The sequence below is a fragment of the Variovorax sp. UC74_104 genome (assembly GCF_044055375.1).
Classification (GTDB): Bacteria; Pseudomonadota; Gammaproteobacteria; order Burkholderiales; family Burkholderiaceae_C; genus Variovorax.
In genome coordinates, this window is sequence record NZ_CP171978.1 from 5652244 (window position 1) to 5667582 (window position 15339).

A 15339-nucleotide genomic window follows, 5' to 3' on the forward strand; every position below is an offset into this window, starting at 1 on the left:
GGAATTCAACCTCGTCCTCCGATGGCGGTGGTGACCTTGATGGTTCGGGAATCAGGAATCTCTGCGTGCGACAGCACCTTGAGCTGCGGCAGGCTGCGCCGCAGGAAGCGCGACAGCAGCACCCGCAGCGAGTGCTGCACGACCAGCACGGGCGCGAGGCCCATCTGCTCCTGGCGGGTGATGGCGGCCTGTGCCTGGCGCAGCAGGTTGTCGGCGATGCCGGGCTCGATGCCGCTGCTGTTGCCCAGGGCCTGCTGCAGCACGCCGTCGAGCGAGCCGTCCAGGCCGATGACCTGCATCTCCGTGTCGCCCGGGAACAGCTGCTGCGTGATCGCGCGGCCCAGCGCCAGGCGCGTTAGCGTGGTGAGCTCGGTCGGGTCCTTGACGGTCGGCGCGTACTCGGCCATCACGTCGAGGATGGTGCGCATGTCGCGGATCGGCACTTCCTCGTCGAGCAGGTTCTGCAGCACCTTGTGCAGCGTGCTGAGCGACAGCACCTTGGGCACCAGGTCTTCCGTGAGCTTGGGCGCGGTCTTGGCGATCTGGTCGAGCAGCTGCTGCACTTCCTGGCGGCCCAGCAGCTCGGCGGCATGCGTCTGTATCAGGTGGTTCAGGTGCGTGGCCATCACCGTGCAGGCATCGACCACCGTGTAGCCGTACACCTGCGCCTGCTGGCGCAGGCTCGCGTCGATCCAGGTCGCGGCGAGGCCGAAGGCCGGGTCGCGCGTGGGCGTGCCGGGCAGCGAGCCCGTCACCTGGCCGGGGTTGATGGCCATCCACTGGTTGGGGAAGGCTTCGCCGCGCCCGATCTCCACGTCCTTCAGGGTGATGACGTAGGTGTTGGGCTTGATCTCCAGGTTGTCGCGGATGTGCACCACCGGCACCAGGAAGCCCACTTCCTGCGCGATCTTCTTGCGGATGCTCTTGATGCGGCCCAGCAGTTCGCCCTGCTGCGACTGGTCCACCAGCGGAATGAGCCGGTAGCCGACCTGCATGCCCAGCGGATCGACCATGGCCACGTCGTCCCACGTGGCCTCGGCCGTCTCGGCGGAAGACGCGGCGATGTTCGCGGCCTGAGCGGCCGCGGCTTCCTGCGCAGCCTGCTGCTTCGGCTTGCGCTGCAGCAGCCCGCGGCCCAGCCACACCAGCCCGCCCGCGATCAGCAGGAAGGCCAGGTTCGGCATGCCGGGGATCATGCCCAGCAGGCCGACGATGCCGGCCGTGAGAAACAGCACCTGCGGGTTGGAGAAGAGCTGGCCCGTGAGCTGGCTGCCCACGTCCTCGTCGGTGGTCACGCGCGAGACGATCACGCCGGCGGCGGTGGAGATCACCAGCGCCGGGATCTGCGCCACCAGGCCGTCGCCGATGGCCAGCAGCGTGTAGGTCTTGCCCGCGGTGGAAAAGTCCAGCCCGTGCTGCACCATGCCCACCACCAGCCCGCCGATGATGTTGATCACCATGATGAGCAGGCCCGCAATGGCGTCGCCGCGCACGAACTTGCTGGCACCGTCCATCGAGCCGTAGAAGTCGGCTTCCTGCGCCACCTCGGTGCGGCGCTTGCGGGCCACGTCCTCGCCGATCAGGCCGGCGTTGAGGTCGGCGTCGATGGCCATCTGCTTGCCCGGCATCGCGTCGAGCATGAAGCGCGCGCCCACCTCCGCGATGCGGCCCGCGCCCTTGGTGATCACCATGAAGTTGATGAGCACGAGGATGATGAACACCATCACGCCCACGGCGAAGTTGCCGCCCACCAGGAAGTGCCCGAAGGCCTCGATCACCTTGCCCGCCGCGTCGGGACCGGTGTGGCCGTTCATCAGCACCACGCGCGTGGAGGCCACGTTCAGCGACAGGCGCAGCAGCGTGGAGAACAGCAGCACGGCCGGGAAGGCGGCGAAGTCCAGCGCCTTCATCGTGTACATGCTCACCAGCAGCACCATCACCGACATCGCGATGTTGAAGGTGAACAGCAGGTCGAGCAGGAACGGCGGCAGCGGCAGCACCATCATGCTCAGGATGAGGATGATGAGGATCGGCCCGGCCAGCCCCTTGAGCTGCGAGCCCGGGAAGAAGCGCGCGGGCAGGCGCATCAGGTTTGTCATCGCGTTCATGCGGCTTGCTCTGCCGCATCGGCGGCGTTGTATTGAAGGTCTGCGGGAACCGGAAGGTCGGTGGGCGCGCGCGGCGCTTCGCCGCCTTCGGCCTTCCAGCGCCTGAGCTGGTAGACCCAGGCCAGCACCTCGGCCACCGCGGTGTAGAGGCCGGCGGGAATCTCGTCGCCCAGCTTCGTGTGCCTGTAGAGGGAGCGCGCGAGCGGCGGCGCCTCCAGGATCGCCACCTTGTTCTCCTTGGCCAGCTCGCGGATGCGCGCGGCCACGAGCTCGGTGCCCTTGGCCACCACGCGCGGCGCGCGCATGCCGCCTTCCTGGTACTTGAGCGCCACGGCGAAGTGCGTGGGGTTGGTCAGCACGATGTCGGCCTTGGGCACCTCGGACATCATCCGGCGGCGCGCCATCTGCTGCTGCTGGCGGCGGATCGCGGCCTTGATGTGCGGGTCGCCCTCGCTCTCCTTGTGCTCCTGGCGCACGTCCTCGCGCGACATGCGCAGCTTGCGGTAGTAGCTCCAGAGCTGGAAGGGCACGTCGATCAGCGCCACCAGGAAGAGCGTGGCGGCGATCAGCGCGCAATGCTTGGCCACCAGCACCATCGCGTGCGGCAGCGCGTACTGCGCGGGCTGGGCCATCAGCGCCATCAGCGCCTCGATGTCGCGCGACACCACCCACCACGCCACGCCGCCGATGAGCGCCGACTTGGCCAGCGCCTTCACCAGTTCCGCCAGCGCCTGCGCGGAGAACATGCGGCCGATGCCGGCCAGCGGATTGAGCTTGCCGAAATTCGGTGCGGCCGACTTGGTGGAGAACAGCCAGCCGCCGAGCAGCATCGGCGCGAGCACCGCCGCGACGACCATCATCGCGAACAGCGGACCGACCGCCGTCATCGCCTGCAGCGACATCAGCCCGGTCTGGGCCAGCATGTGGGAGGGATCGAAGGCGCTCGCGCGGTCGAACTGGAGGCCGCGGCGCAGCGCGCCGCTCATGCTCGTGCCCAGGGACTGCGCCGTGAACCACAGGCCGGCGCATGCCGTGCCCAGCATGACGAAGGTGGTGAGCTCGCGCGAACGGGCTACGTTGCCTTCCTCGCGCGCCTTTTCCAGGCGCCGCTCGGAGGCGGGTTCCGTTTTCTCGAGATCGCTTTCCTCAGCCATTCATGCTCCGAACCGGCACTGGCGCAATGCGCCTTGCCCATGGCCAAATTATTGGATTCGGCCCCTCGGAACAATCTGCCGATCAGGGGCCTGATACCCCTGCAGTTCGGACAATAGAAGCGACCTCCGGAATCAGAAGCCGAGGCTCTCCAGCAGGTCGTCGACCTGCGCCTGGTCGGTCACGGCATCGGGGTTGCCGGGCTTGATCTGCGGGCCGTTCTGCAAGCTCTGCACGGCCTCGTGGCGCTTCTCGGGCGCCGAGTTGTCGATCAGCACCTGCAGCAGCTGCGTCTCGACGTCGTTGACCACTTCCATCATCTTCTTGATGACCTGGCCCGTCAGGTCCTGGAAGTCCTGCGCCATCAGGATCTCCATGAGCTGCGTGTTGATCGCGCTCGCGCGCTCGGGCACGCCGTCGAGGTAGCCGCGCGTGTCGAGCACCAGCTCGCGCGCATGGTCGAGCTCGATGGGGTTCTTGAACCATTCGTCCCAGCGCTTGCTCAGGCCCTTGGCATCGGTGGCCAGCGCTTCCTGCAGCGGCTGCGCCACGTCGATGGCGTTGAGCGCGCGGTGCGCCGCGCGTTCGGTGGTCTCGGCCACGTAGCTCAGGCGGTCGCGCGCATCCGGAATGGCCTGCGCGGCCCTGGCCACCTGCTTGTCGAGGCCCAGCTCGCGCAGGCCGTCGCGCAGCTGGCGCGTGAGCTGGCCGATGCGGCCCAGCAGTTCCTCGGTGGTGTTGGCGGGTTCAGCGACCACGGCGGCGGCAGTGTTCTGGCTCATGTCACGCGGCCTCCTTGGCCAGCTTCTCGAAGATCTTGGTGATCTTTTCCTCGAGCGTCGCGGCGGTGAAGGGCTTCACCACGTAGCCGTTGGCGCCGGCCTGCGCCGCGGCAACGATGTTCTCCTTCTTGGCCTCGGCCGTGACCATCAGCACCGGCAGCTTCTTGAGCTCGGGGTCGGCGCGGATGGTCTGCAGCATGGTCAGGCCGTCCATGTTGGGCATGTTCCAGTCCGACACCACGAAGCCGAAGTTGCCGCCGCGCAGCTTCTCGATGCCGGCGGCGCCGTCCTCGGCCTCGTCGACGTTGTGGAACTCGAGTTCCTTCAGCAGGTTGCGCACGATGCGGCGCATGGTCGGGAAGTCGTCCACAACCAGGATTTTGATGCTCTTGTCCATCACGATATTTCCAGCTCCAACAAGTCGTTTTCTGTTTCTCTCAAACTCGGTTCGCGCGTTCGCCGAACGTGCGAAGGTGTGCGAGCACGCGGCGGCTCACTTCGCCCAGCGGCGACACATCGTCCACCGCACCCAGCGCGATGGCCTCGCGCGGCATGCCGAAGACCACGCAGCTCGCCTCGTCCTGCGCCAGCGTGTGCGCGCCGGCGCGCCGCATGCGCAGCAGGCCCTCGGCGCCGTCCTTGCCCATGCCGGTCAGGATGATCCCGATGGCGTTCTTGCCCGCATGCTTGGCGGCGGAATCGAACAGCACGTCGATGGACGGCCGGTGGCGGTTCACCGGCGGCTCCTGGTCGAGGTGCGCCACGTAGTTGGCGCCGCTGCGCGCGAGCGACAGGTGGAAGCCGCCGGGCGCGATGTAGGCATAGCCCGGCAGCACGCGCTCGCCGTGCTCGGCTTCCTTCACGTTGATGCGGCACAGGCCGTCCAGCCGCTGAGCGAACGAGCGCGTGAAGCCCGCGGGCATGTGCTGCGCGATCATTACCGCGGGCGAATCGGGCGGCAGCGGCTGCAGCACTTCGCGGATGGCCTCGGTGCCGCCGGTGGAGGCGCCGATGATGATGAGCTTCTCTGTACTCAGCAGCGGGCTGCGCAGCAGCGATTCCTGCGGCGCGTCGCCGCCGGGGCGCGCGGCCGCGGCGGGCCGTGCAGGCAGCAGGCGCGCGCTGGCGGCCGTGCGGATCTTGCCGGCGATCAGCTCGGTGTAGTTGAGCAGCCCGTCGCGCACGCCCAGGCGCGGCTTGGTCACGAAGTCGATGGCGCCCAGCTCGAGCGCGCGCAGCGCGATCTCCGAGCCGCGCTCGGTCAGCGACGACACCATGACCACCGGCATGGGCCGCAGCCGCATGAGCTTCTCGAGGAACTCCAGCCCGTCCATGCGCGGCATTTCCACATCGAGCGTGAGCACGTCGGGGTTGGTCACCTTGATGAGGTCGCGCGCCACCAGCGGGTCGGCCGCGGTGCCCACCACCGTCATGTCGGGCTGGCTGTTGATGATCTCCGTCATCACGCTGCGGATGAGCGCCGAGTCGTCGACGCACAGCACCTTGATTTTCTTGACGCTCACTGGATTCCTTTGTTGTCGGCCGCAGGCGCCGCACGCAGGCCGGACAGCCTGCGCAGCAGCTCGCCCTCCTCGCGCTGCACCTGCCGCACTTCTGTCTGCGCACGCAGCTTGCGCACGATGGCCTTGCCCGTCGCCGGCACGAAGCACACGCGGCGCGCGTGCGGCCCGCGCAAGTCCTGCGCGGCGACCTCGATGCGCTCGTTGTTCAGGTAGCGCAGCACGAAGTCGGCATTGCGGTCGCCGATGTTCAGCGTGGTCATGTTGGCCAGCACCGCGCCGCCGCCGAACACCTTGGCCTTGATCCGGTCGCGGCGCGCGCCCGCGCGCACCAGCTCGCGGATGAGCACGTCCATGGCGTAGGCGCCATAGCGCATCGATTCGACGGCGTCGCGCACGCCGGCGCCGGCACCCTGTTCACCGTCGTCGGGCAGCATGAAGTGGTTCATGCCGGCCACGCCGGCCTCGCGGTCGTGCAGGCATGCGGCCACGCAGGAGCCCAGCACCGTGCTGAGCGCGGTGTTGCTCGAAGTCACGTAGTACTCGGAAGGCAGCAGCTTCACGGCCATCATGCCGACGTCGCGGTCGAAGTAGTGATGGCTGGCCACCGAGCCCGGTGCGGCCGCGCTGGAGGCCGCGTTCATGCGGAAGCACCCGCGGCGCGTGTCCGCGCCAGCTCGTACACGGTCTGCCCCAGCGGGCGGAAGGCCTGGTTGACGAGCGACGCGTTCTCCGAATGCCCCGCGAACAGCAGGCCATCGGGCTTGAGAAGCGGCGCGAAGCGGTCGAGCACCTTCTTCTGCGTCGGCTTGTCGAAATAGATCATCACGTTGCGGCAGAAGATCGCGTCCACCGGCTCCTTCACCGGCCAGGTGCTGTCGAGCAGGTTGAGCCGCGAGAACTTCACCAGCGCCGCGACCTCGGGGCGCACGCGCACCTTGCCCGCGTTCGCGCCCGTGCCCTTGTTGAAGAAGCGCCGCAGCCGCTCGGGCGCGAGCCGGCGCACCTGCTCGGCGGTGAACACGCCGGTGGCGGCCTTGGCGAGCACGGCGGTGTCGATGTCGGTGGCGATCACGCGCGAGGCGGCGGCCTTGTCGCCCAGGGCCTCCATCAGCGTGATGGCGATCGAATAGGGCTCCTCGCCCGTCGATGCCGCCGCGCACCACACGGTGACCGGCTGCTTCGCCTTGCGCACATGGTCGGCCAGCGTCGGGAAGTGGTGCGCTTCGCGGAAGAACGACGTGAGGTTGGTGGTCAGCGAGTTGATGAACAGCTGCCACTCGTCGCCGTCCTGGCGCTGCTCGAGCCAGTCGAGGTACGAGGCGAAGTCGGGCAACTGCAGCTCCCGCAGCCGCCGCGAGAGCCGGCTGTACACCATCTGCCGCTTCTGCTCGCCCAGGGCGATGCCCGCGCGGCGGTGGATCAGTGTCCGTATGCGCGAGAAGTCGTTGTCGGTGAAATGGAACTCTGTCGTCACGGCCAGCCTGGAAGCTTGGCTTTCAATGTACATAGTGCCCACCGTTTCCAATGGACCGATCAGACGCGCGAATGCCCCGCACTTCAGGCCTCCTTCGCGTCATGGTCCACCCGCGGCCGGACTCGCGTCCTGCGCCCACACCAGCGCCGCCAGCTGCGCCGCGTTGACCTGCTCCGGGCTCAGGAACAGCGCCTCCGACAGGCGCGCGGCCTGCCCGTCGTCGCACTCGCAGCTCTCGGCCAGCGCCACGAAGGGGCCGTACAGCCCCCCGCGCGAAAGAATGGCCTGCTGCACCGCCTCGGTGAGCTGCACCTTGCGCAGCACGCCCTCCATGGAAACGCCTAGCAGCTGGTCGAGCAGCGAGAACATGCCGGCCACGAACAGGTTGTCGGCCTCCCCGGCCGGCAGCATGCCCTGCCCGATCAGCTCGACGAAGCGCCCGCGCAGGATGGCCTTCTTCATCATGTAGGGCGAACCCGCCTTGTTGCTGGTGGCCAGCAGCAGCGACAGCCAGCGGTACAGCGGCGAATAGCCGAGCATGGCCACGGCATGGCGCAGCGAATGGATCTCCACCGCCATGCCCACCGCGGGCGAGTTGATGTAGCGCAGCAGGCGGTAGGTGAGCGCGGCGTCGTGCTTGAGCGCGGCCTCGATGACGCGCAGGTCTTCGTTGCGCTGGAGCATCTGCATCAGCTGCACGATCAGCAGCGATTCGGGCTGCAGCGCGTCCTCGGTCTCGAGCACCGGCGGATTGCGGAAGGCACCGTCGACGAACACGCTCACGCGGCGGCCGGCGCAGGCGTCGAAGCCGGCCCAGTCATCCACGCGCGAGGCGACGGGCTCCACCGGCGGATGGCCGAGCTGGGCGTCCTGCCGCAGCCGCATCACGGTGTCGACGTCGTGCGCGCCCACCTCGAAGTGAGTGACGATGGAGCGCAGCTCCGGATCTTCGGGCAGGGCGGAAGCGCCGCACAGCATGAAGCCGAAGCCCTGCTCGCGCAGGAACAGCACGATGGAGCGCAGGTCGGCGTCGAGCATCTCTTCCGCGCCCATGCACAACACCACCTGCTGCGGCGGCAGCGACTGCAGTTCGCTCTGGAAAAGCGCATCGACCGTGACGTCGACGAACAGCAGTTGCGAGCCCAGCAGCCAGCCATCGCCGCCCGGGTTGAGATGCATGGCCAGCGTGTCCATGAGCGCCTTCACGCCCGCGGCGCCGGAAGCCTCCGGGCCGCCCGTGGCGCGCCACCCCATGCGATAGCCGATGACGCGCCGCTGCGCGTCGAGCAGCATGGCGTAGGTCACGTGGCCGCCGGAGCCTGCCTCTGCCTGCGCGGGCGAGCCGGCGCCGGAGGCCGCGTCTTCGGAGGTGCGACGGAAGAAATCGAAGCGCATTCAGCTGTCTCCACCCGGTCGTGTGTCGTCAGATCGCAATGGAGTCGGACCTCCGGGCGGCGCCCGCGAGCGCGGCCGTGCTCGCGGCCTGCGCGCGCTGGATCCGCGGCATGGCGCCCACGTCGATGATGAAGGCGACGCTGCCGTCGCCGAGGATGGTCGCGGCTGAGATGCCGGGCACCTTGCGGTAGTTGGTCTCCAGGTTCTTCACCACCACCTGGTGCTGGCCGAGCAGCTCGTCCACCAGCAGCGCGAAGCGGCTGTCGTCGGCCTGCACGATCACCAGGATGCCCTGCGTGGGATGCGTCTGCGCACCCGCCACGTCGAACACGCGGTGCAGCTCGATGAGCGGCAGGTATTCGCCGCGCACGCGGATCACATGGCCGTCGGCGGTGATGGAATGCAGGTGCTCGGGCAGCGGCTGCAGCGACTCGATGACGTAGCTCAGCGGCAGGATGTAGGCCTCGCTGCCCACCTTCACCGACATGCCGTTGAGGATGGCCAGCGTCAGCGGCAGCACGATGCGGGTGGTGGTGCCCTGCCCGCCGCGCGAGTGGATCTCCACGTGGCCGCCCATCTCCTGGATGTTGCGCTTGACCACGTCCATGCCCACGCCGCGGCCCGAGATGTCGGTGACCTGCTCGGCGGTGGAGAAGCCCGGCGCGAAGATCAGCTGCCACACCTCTTCGTCGGGCATCGATTCGCTCACCAGCAGGCCTTGCTGCATGGCCTTGGCCAGGATGCGCTCGCGGTTGAGGCCCGCGCCGTCGTCGCTCACCTCGATCACGATGTTGCCGCCATGGTGCTGCGCCGACAGCAGCAGCTGGCCGGTGGCGTCCTTGCCCTTGGCCAGGCGCACGTCGGGCGTCTCGATGCCGTGGTCGAGGCTGTTGCGCACCAGGTGCGTGAGCGGATCGACGATGCGCTCGATCAGGCCCTTGTCGAGTTCGGTTTCCTTGCCGTAGGTGTCCAGGCGCACCTGCTTGCCCAGCTTGGCGCTCACGTCGCGGATGACGCGCGGGAAGCGGCTGAACACGTAGTCCATCGGCATCATGCGGATGGACATGACCGATTCCTGCAGGTCGCGCGCGTTGCGCTCCAGGTGGCCCAGGCCGCTGAGGAAGCGCTCGTAGGCCACCGGGTCGAGCATGGTCGCGGCCTGCGTGAGCATCGACTGCGTGATGACGAGCTCGCCCACGAGGTTGATGAGCTGGTCGACCTTCTCCACGTCGACGCGGATGGAGCTGGACTCCTTCGCACCTGCTGGGGACGCCGCCGGCGAGGCCCCCGGCGCGGCGGCGGGCGCCACGGCCGGCGCAGCCTGTGCGACCTGCGCAGCCTGCGGTTTTGCGGCTTCCACCAGTGCCGCCACGGGCGCTGGCGCGGGCGCTTCCACTGCCGCCGCGGCTTGCGCGACGGCCTCGCGCGTGATGTCGATCTGCGACTCGTCGATGACGAAGCAACACACCGCGACGATGTCGTCCGGCGAGCAGGTCGTCTCGAGCAGCACGGTCAGCTGGTCGTTGCTGCGCGTGCGCGACAGCACCTTGCCGAGGTTGGCGAGCTCGCCGGCGAGCAGGTCGCATTCGCTGTCGGACAGGCGCGCGAAGCGGATGCGCAAGGCACCGCCTTCTCCGCCCGCATCCGCCGCTGCCGGCTCGGGAGCGGCCGTCGGCGCGGGTGCAGGAACGGGCGCCGGGGCCGGTGCAGGCGCGGCCGCCTGCACGGCCGCGCTGCCGTCGCCGCTTTCGAGCGCGAGTTGCTGGAGCACGCCACAGATGTGAGCGACCATGTCCGCGTCCGGCTCCTTGCCGGCCTGGTAGGCAGTGAGTTGTTCTTGCAAGGCGTCCTTCGTTTCCAGGAATGCATCGATCATCCGGCCGGTCAGGCGCAGCTGCCCGTGGCGGGCGCGGTCCAACAGCGACTCGAGAACATGCGTGGTGTTGGTCAGGGCGGTGAAGCCGAAAGTCGCGGCGCCGCCCTTGATGGAATGCGCCGCGCGGAATATGGCGTTGAGCTGTTCGCTGTCGGGCGCGTCGACGTCGAGTTCCAGCAGGAGCTGCTCCATCTCCGCGAGCAGTTCGATGGCTTCGACGAAGAAGGCTTGGGTGAATTGGCTGAGGTCCATCTGTCGGGTCGTTGTAGTTATGTCATTCCGTCCTGGCGGCTGCCTTGCCGATCCGCATGCCGACGGGCTCGGTGCTGTTCTCGCGCTCGATGCGCTCCTGCGTGCGGTGGTTGAGCAGGATGATGCTGATGCGGCGGTTGATCGGGTTGCGCGGATCGGCCTTGTCCAGGTGCATGCTGTCGGCCAGGCCGATCACGCGCAGCACCTTGCCCTCGGTCATGCCGCCGGCCACGAGCTCGCGCCGCGAGGCGTTGGCGCGGTCCGACGAGAGTTCCCAGTTGCCGTAGGAGCGGTCGTTGGTGTAGACGATGGCGTCGGTGTGGCCCGACAGCGTGATCTTGTTGGGCAGCCCGTTGAGCGCGGGCGCCAGCTCGCGCAGGATGGCGCGCATGTGCGGCACCACGCGGGCGCTGGCCAGCTCGAACATGGGCCGGTTCTCGGTGTCGACGATCTGCAGGCGCAGGCCCTCGGTGGTGATGTCGATCAGGATCTGCGAGCGGAACTGCTGGAACACGGGGCTCTTCTCGATCAGGTCGTCGAGCTTCTTCTTCATCTCGGCCAGGCGGCTGGCGTCGGCATCCTCCTGGCTGTTCGCCTCGGCGAACCTGACCTCGCCCTCGGCGTGCATCGGATCGGCGCCGCCGCCGGGAATCATGCTGGCGCTGAGGCTGGACTTGTCGCCGCCGTTCAGCGCCACGCGCAGCGGCATGCGGAAGTGCTCGGCAATGCCTTCGCGCTGCTTCGGGCTGGAAATGGAGAGCAGCCACATCACGAGGAAGAAGGCCATCATGGCCGTCATGAAGTCGGCATAGGCGATCTTCCAGCCGCCGCCGTGGGCACCGCCGTGCTTGCCCTTGTGGACGTGCTTGAAGATGACCCTTGGCTTGTCGTCGCTCATGATCGCTCGCTGCTCTGTGCTGGCTCGTGCGATGGGCGCGTCAGCGCGCCTTGACCTCGCGGACGTGGTCGTCCAGCTCGGTGAACGAGGGGCGCTCGGTCGAGAACAGCACCTTGCGGCCGAACTCCACCGCGAGCTGCGGCGCATAGCCGTTGAGGTTGGCCAGCAGCGTGACCTTGGCGCACTGGTAGATCTTCATGCCTTCTTCCACCTTCTGCTCGATCAGCGAGGCCAGCGGCGAGACGAAGCCGTAGGCCAGCAGCACGCCGAGGAAGGTGCCCACCATCGCATGCGCGATCAGCGCGCCCATCTCCGAGGGCGGCAGATTGGCCGAGCCCAGTGCGTGCACCACGCCCATCACGGCCGCGACGATGCCCAGCGCGGGAAGCGCGTCGCTCACGCGCGAGAGGCTGTGGCCGGGCACCTCGGCCTCGTGGCGGATGGTCTCGATCTCGTGGTCCATCAGCGCCTCGATCTCGTGCGCGTCGGTGTTGCCGCTGATGACCAGGCGCAGGTAGTCGCACAGGAAGACGGTGATGCCCTCGTGCGCCAGGATGTTCGGGTAGCGCGTGAAGATCTCGCTCTGGGCCGGGTCCTCTACGTCGGTCTCCAGCTTCATCATGCCTTCCTTGCGGGCCTTGGCGAGCAGCTCGTACAGCAGCGCGAGCAGGTCCATGTAGAGCTGGCGGTTGTGCTTGGAGGTGCGCAGCAGCAGCGGCAGCTCCTTGATGGTCGCCTTGATGGTCTTGCCGTTGTTGCCCGCGATGAACGCGCCCAGCGCCGAGCCGCCGATCATGAGCAGCTCGACCGGCTGGAACAGCACGCCGAAGTGCCCGCCCATGAGGCCGTAGCCGCCGAACACGGCGCCTATCACCACGAGATATCCAACCAGAACCAGCACGCGCTTCCCCTATCGCCCCTCGAGGCGTCGAATCAACAAAGCCGAGCCCGCGGTTCGCGCGGGCCCGGCACTTTTCCTAGACGGCGCCGCCGATGTCCATCACGGGCGTGGGTGCGATCGCAGCCAGCCCGTTGCGGCGCACCTCGGCGCCCTTGCCGGGCTTGCGCGCCTTGCCCGCGCGCGAAGGCGGACGGCACAGCACGCACACGTATCCGTTCTTGTTGTCGTGGGCGTGCGCCACGAAGTGGCCGCCGCAACGGCAGCAGGTGCTCAGCTGCAGCATGTCGCTGTCGAAGAAGCGCACCATGGTCTCGGCGCGGGTGAAGTCGAGCACCACCTCGCCGCCATTGGCCTCGACCTGCTCCGTGTAGAGGCGATACGCCTTGATGAGCGCGGGCAGTTCGTTCTCGTCCGCCTCGTCGAGCATGAAGCGGTAGATGTTGTAGAACATCGACGAGTGGATGTTGGCCAGCCACGTCATGTACCAGTCGGTCGAGAACGGCAGCAGGCCCTTGGGCGGGGAAACGCCCTTGAGTTCCTTGTAGAGGCGGATCAGCCGCTCGCGGCTCAGCGCGACGGCGCCCTCCAGGAACTGCAGGCGCGCGCCGAGCCCGATCAGCTCGATCGCGAGCTGCACCTGGCGGACCTCGCCCAGGACGCTCTTGCTGGTCACGCCGCGCCCGCTGCGCGCATCTGCGCCTGCGAATCGACCTGGGCCTGCGCCAGGCGCGCGGCCATCAGTATCGACATGTGCGCCTGCTGCAGCGCGGGCTCCTTGCCCTCGCCGACCACCGCGAACATCGGGCGGTCGTCCAGCCGGAAGCTGCACAGGAGGAAGTTGGAAGCGGCCAGCTTCACGATCTGGCTGAGCGACATGTTCGCCAGCAGATCGGCCAGTTCGCGGCCTACGCCAAGGCGGAACATCGCCTCGGCCCGGTCCTGCTTGACCAGCTTCTGCGCCAGCAGCATATAGGCCAGATTTATCTCGCCGATTTCTCTCGAAATCACGCCGCTTGCGGTGATGTTGCAGTTTTCCACGTCTGATCCCATTTCCGATTCAAAGCTCACTTCGTGCTCCTAACAATCGTGTATACATTATATACACAAAGTTTTACATGTTGAAGTGTTTTGTATGACAAGGGTCCAAAAAAAGTAGGAGGTGGCTGACAAGCTACAGCTGCATCCCCAGTGAAGCGTGTTGTTTACAGGTGTCAGGCTTTACGGTAACAAAGGTTACCGATGCAACTTTTTTCGGCTGTAATTTATTCGCAAACAACATCGAATTAATAAATGCTATGGGCCTAATTCCACTCAATGAAATTCCACAGCCCGAAATATTCCGATCCATGATTTCACATTGGTCCATATGGTCAATTAGTCGCCTTCGCGACCCTCGAGCCCGTAGATCCAGGCCATCACCTCGGCCACCGCGAGGTACAGCTGCGGCGGGATCTGCCGGTCCAGGTCGACCTGCATGAGCAGCTTCACGAGGTCGGCCGACGAGTGCACGTACAGCCCGTGCTCGCGCGCCTCGCGCATGATCGATTCGGCGACCACGCCGTAACCCTTGGCCACGACGACGGGCGCGCGCGTCTTGTCCGCATACGACAGGGCGACGGCGCTGCTGCGGTTGTCGAGCACTTCTTCGCTCATGCGGGCTCCTTCTGCGCGACCAGCACCTGCTGCAATTGCAGGCCCGCGGCATCGAAGCGCCCGGCGAGCCGACCGGTGTCGCCGCGCAGGCGCGCCATGGTCGAAGCCTCGCGAGCGAACAGATGCGCCTGCACGGCAAAGCCGTCCAGGCTCAGCCGCAGGTCGACCTCGCCGAGCTTCGGCAGCGCCAGCGACACCGTGGTCGACCAGCGGCGCGCGTCCTCTTCGCCGGCTGCGGCGCCGTCATGGGAGCCGGGCCGGGCCTGCTCTTGCTCGACGGCCCAGCTCATCGGCACGTCGGGCCAGGCCTGGCCGTTCCAGCGGAAGACCGAGCTGGCCAACAGGTCGAGTTGCTGGTGCACGAGCGTGACAGCCTGCGGATGGATCACTTCGGCAGGGCGCGATGCCGGCAAGGCCGCGGCGCTGTCGGCCTGGCGCGCGGAATCGGCCATGCGATGGGTGGCCATCGAAGACTCGAGCGTGCCGCCGGGCGACGGCGCGCCCTGCGGCTGGCGATAGGCCGCCTGCACCCGCGCCGCGTCGTTCGCCGCCGCCTGTTCCAAAGGCTGCGGTTTGCCTTGCATGAAAGATCCGTCGGCGCTGCGCGATTGCGCATCGCTGGCGGAAGCCTGTGGCACGGCAGCCTTCGCCGCGCCGGCTCCGTCGCCCTCGTGCGCCGGAGGTTGAGCCTGCGCCTGCGCCGCGAGCGAAGGCAGTGCATCGGGCGAGTCGACGATCGCCGCCAGCGCCGCGGCAGCTGCCGCCGACGACGCGGCCGGCGCACTCGCCTGCGCCTTCGCGGCCACGGCCATCGGCATGGCCCACTGCGCCTGCGGTTCCTGCCTCATCTGCGCGAGCGAGCGGCCACCCGCCGCGAACGACGCCAGGTGCGACTCGTAGAAGAGGCCGCTGTCAGACACGGTCTGCGCCAGCACACCAGCCAGCTGGGCCGCATTCACGGGCTGTCCGCTCGACGGCACCAGCGGGGCCGCGCCGCGCACCGGGCCCGGCTGCGCCTGCAGGTCGGCCAGCACGGCACCGATCACGCGTGCCGCCACCGACAGCCGCGCGGCCATCGAGGGCGCGGCGCCCGCGGCGACATGCGCGGTGCCGCCGGCCGCGGCGCCGGGAATCTGCCTGTCGAGCGCGGCATTGGAAGGCAGCCGCACATCGTTCTCGACCTTGCCGATCGCCACCGCCGGGCCGGGCGCGCCGATCGCGGCCTCGGGCTTGATGCCGAGGACGTCGAGGCGCGGCGCCAGCCTTGCGGCAAGCAGCGCGTCGATCAATCCGGCGAGTGCAGTCATGGTTCGGCTGGTTCAGCT

Annotated in this window: 15 protein-coding genes; all 15 read right to left on the reverse strand. The window is 67.8% G+C overall.

Annotated features, from left to right (window positions below; translation table 11 throughout):
• Positions 1-5: 5 nt before the first annotated feature.
• The 15 genes from flhA to ACHMXA_RS26535 all read right to left on the reverse strand — a co-directional run bounded on the left by flhA (position 6) and on the right by ACHMXA_RS26535 (position 15321).
• Positions 6-2108, reverse strand: coding sequence for a flagellar biosynthesis protein FlhA (gene flhA / locus ACHMXA_RS26465; RefSeq protein ID WP_395316963.1), 2103 nt, complete (start codon positions 2106-2108; stop codon positions 6-8).
• Positions 2105-3262 carry a flagellar biosynthesis protein FlhB gene (gene flhB / locus ACHMXA_RS26470; RefSeq protein ID WP_395316964.1) on the reverse strand — a complete coding sequence of 386 codons (1158 nt, stop codon included), beginning with the start codon at positions 3260-3262 and terminating at the stop codon, positions 2105-2107. Before flhB ends, flhA begins: the two co-directional genes overlap by 4 nt.
• 132 nt (positions 3263-3394) lie before the next feature.
• Positions 3395-4042: a protein phosphatase CheZ gene (gene cheZ, locus ACHMXA_RS26475; protein ID WP_395316965.1), complete on the reverse strand. Its 648-nt coding sequence runs from the start codon at positions 4040-4042 to the stop codon at positions 3395-3397.
• A gap of 1 nt (position 4043) precedes the next feature.
• A complete protein-coding gene (gene cheY, locus ACHMXA_RS26480) occupies positions 4044-4439 on the reverse strand; it encodes a chemotaxis response regulator CheY (protein WP_164546721.1) in 396 nt (131 codons plus the stop codon).
• Between the two features lie 40 nt (positions 4440-4479).
• Positions 4480-5505, reverse strand: coding sequence for a chemotaxis response regulator protein-glutamate methylesterase (locus tag ACHMXA_RS26485; protein ID WP_395321385.1), 1026 nt, complete (start codon positions 5503-5505; stop codon positions 4480-4482).
• Positions 5506-5561: 56 nt separating this feature from the next.
• Positions 5562-6206, reverse strand: coding sequence for a chemoreceptor glutamine deamidase CheD (gene cheD, locus ACHMXA_RS26490; RefSeq protein ID WP_395316966.1), 645 nt, complete (start codon positions 6204-6206; stop codon positions 5562-5564).
• Positions 6203-7039 carry a CheR family methyltransferase gene (locus ACHMXA_RS26495; RefSeq protein WP_395316967.1) on the reverse strand — a complete coding sequence of 279 codons (837 nt, stop codon included), beginning with the start codon at positions 7037-7039 and terminating at the stop codon, positions 6203-6205. The genes cheD and ACHMXA_RS26495 overlap by 4 nt, the downstream gene beginning before the upstream one ends.
• A gap of 99 nt (positions 7040-7138) precedes the next feature.
• Complete coding sequence (locus tag ACHMXA_RS26500) at positions 7139-8434, reverse strand: EAL and HDOD domain-containing protein (RefSeq protein ID WP_395316968.1); 1296 nt, start codon at positions 8432-8434, stop codon at positions 7139-7141.
• A 28-nt stretch (positions 8435-8462) separates the two neighbouring features.
• Positions 8463-10562, reverse strand: coding sequence for a chemotaxis protein CheA (cheA, locus tag ACHMXA_RS26505; RefSeq protein ID WP_395316969.1), 2100 nt, complete (start codon positions 10560-10562; stop codon positions 8463-8465).
• A 22-nt stretch (positions 10563-10584) separates the two neighbouring features.
• Positions 10585-11460, reverse strand: a complete 876-nt coding sequence (gene motB, locus ACHMXA_RS26510; protein WP_176662962.1) for a flagellar motor protein MotB — start codon at positions 11458-11460, stop codon at positions 10585-10587.
• A 40-nt stretch (positions 11461-11500) separates the two neighbouring features.
• Entirely contained in the window at positions 11501-12361 is an 861-nt protein-coding gene (motA, locus tag ACHMXA_RS26515) for a flagellar motor stator protein MotA (protein WP_176662963.1), read from the reverse strand.
• A gap of 76 nt (positions 12362-12437) precedes the next feature.
• Positions 12438-13034, reverse strand: a complete 597-nt coding sequence (flhC, locus tag ACHMXA_RS26520) for a flagellar transcriptional regulator FlhC (RefSeq protein ID WP_176662964.1) — start codon at positions 13032-13034, stop codon at positions 12438-12440.
• Positions 13031-13399: a flagellar transcriptional regulator FlhD gene (gene flhD, locus ACHMXA_RS26525; protein ID WP_371132118.1), complete on the reverse strand. Its 369-nt coding sequence runs from the start codon at positions 13397-13399 to the stop codon at positions 13031-13033. The genes flhC and flhD overlap by 4 nt, the downstream gene beginning before the upstream one ends.
• Before the next feature lie 336 nt (positions 13400-13735).
• Positions 13736-14014, reverse strand: coding sequence for an EscU/YscU/HrcU family type III secretion system export apparatus switch protein (locus ACHMXA_RS26530; protein ID WP_176662966.1), 279 nt, complete (start codon positions 14012-14014; stop codon positions 13736-13738).
• The gene (locus ACHMXA_RS26535) at positions 14011-15321 is read right to left on the reverse strand and encodes a flagellar hook-length control protein FliK (RefSeq protein WP_395316970.1); all 1311 of its coding nucleotides are present in this window, start codon (positions 15319-15321) and stop codon (positions 14011-14013) included. The genes ACHMXA_RS26530 and ACHMXA_RS26535 overlap by 4 nt, the downstream gene beginning before the upstream one ends.
• Between the last annotated feature and the right edge of the window lie 18 nt (positions 15322-15339).